This window comes from Synechococcus sp. H55.11, from assembly GCF_047462475.1.
Classification (GTDB): Bacteria; Cyanobacteriota; Cyanobacteriia; order Thermostichales; family Thermostichaceae; genus Thermostichus.
This window is the reverse complement of the sequence record NZ_JANSJI010000125.1, coordinates 1-1541: the sequence shown is the minus strand read 5'-3', so window position 1 is coordinate 1541 and position 1541 is coordinate 1. Positions and strand designations below refer to the sequence as shown.

The window sequence follows — 1541 nt, the reverse complement described above, 5'->3', positions numbered from 1 at the left end:
TGTTCTCCTAAGCCGCAGAGCTTGAGATGACAGCCGGCGGGAGTACAGGTGCGTCTTGCCCACGCCAAAGCCGACACCCCCATGCTGTCGAGCAGCGTAACCTGGCTTAGATCCAGTAAGAGGTGTTTGGGTTTCTCGGCAAGAATTTGGCCCAGCTCTTTCCGCACCAAAGCGGGATCCAGCTTTCCTGCCGGAAGCTTGACCAGGGTGACAAGGGATCCCTTGGGGCTGAGCTGGGTGGAAACATCCACAAAGGGCTGAGAAAGTCAAGGGCGGGAGCCACATTGATTCTGAACCAAAGCCGCCGGGTTGGGTTCTGCCAGGCAACTTTTTGTTTGATGTAGGAAGGTAGCTCCAATGGATACGCACGGGATCCCGATGGGGGATGCGGCTGCCCTGATTTTGCTGGCCCTGCAGCTGCCAATGGTGGCGGTGTTGCTGGCGCGGCTGCTGCCGTCTTTGTGGCGTCCTTCCCCTCTGCCCCCTGGCCAAGCGGGGATCCCCTTCCCGCCGGGCCTGGTCAGCGTCCTACTGCCCACCCTCAACGAAGCCAAGCGCCTGGATCCCTGCCTGGAAGGGCTGCACCGCCAGGGAGCGGTTGTGCGCGAGGTGCTGGTGGTGGATAGCCGCTCCCAGGATGGCACCCGCGAGAAAGTGCTGCAGATGGCCGAGCGGGATCCCCGCTTTCGCCTCTTGACCGACGATCCCCTGCCCAGTGGCTGGGTAGGTCGTCCCTGGGCGTTGCACTATGGATTTCTCCAATCGGATCCCGCCTCTGAGTGGATCCTGGGTATTGATGCCGATACCCGCCCCCAGCCGGTCCTGGTAGAGCGCTTGCTGGAAACTGCCCAGGCCAACCAGCTGGATCTCATCACCCTGGCGCCGCAGTTTATCTTGGAGCACTGGGGAGAAGCTTGGCTGCAGCCGGCTCTTTTGACAACCCTGATCTACCGCTATGGGGCGGCAGGGGACACGGCTGCTCTGCCGGAGCGGACGATGGCCAATGGGCAGTGCATGTTGGTGCGCCGCTCGGTGCTGGAAGCCATGAACGGCTACACGCTGGCGCGGGCTTCCTTTTGCGACGACGTCACCCTGGTGCGGCAGATCGCGGCAGCCGGCTTTAGGGTAGCTTTCTGCGATGGTCGGCACCTGCTCAAGGTGCGCATGTACACTTCTTTTGGCGAAACTTGGCGGGAGTGGGGCCGCTCCCTGGATTTGAAAGACGCCACTCCCAGAGCTCAGCTGTGGGGGGACATCGCCCTGCTGGCGCTCACCCAAGGGATCCCGGTCTTGGCGGTTGGGGGGCTGGGGATCAAGGCCGGGATGGGGTTGCCCTTTTCCCTAACAGAGCAGGTTCTGTTGGGGCTAAACCTAGGCCTACTCGCCCTGCGCTTGGGCGTGCTGGCGGGCATTCGCGGCTCCTACCAGGATCCCCCCTGGACATTCTGGGCTTCGCCGCTGGCCGATCCCTTGGCTGTCCTACGGGTGATCTTGTCAGCCCTCAGTCGCCCCCGCTCTTGGCGCGGGCGCACCTACTAGTC

The 1541-nt window shown here is 62.8% G+C and carries 2 protein-coding genes; one reads left to right on the top strand and one right to left on the bottom strand.

Translation table 11 applies throughout. The features are described 5' to 3' along the window. Positions 1–251 (bottom strand): STAS domain-containing protein (locus tag NW853_RS05415; RefSeq protein WP_414348213.1); only part of this gene is annotated, 251 nt, incomplete at its 3' end. Positions 252–357: 106 nt separating this feature from the next. On the opposite strand from NW853_RS05415, the gene NW853_RS05410 reads away from it, so the two are divergent. Beyond that, a complete protein-coding gene (locus NW853_RS05410; protein WP_414348211.1) occupies positions 358–1539 on the top strand; it encodes a glycosyltransferase family 2 protein in 1182 nt (393 codons plus the stop codon). Positions 1540–1541: the final 2 nt, after the last annotated feature.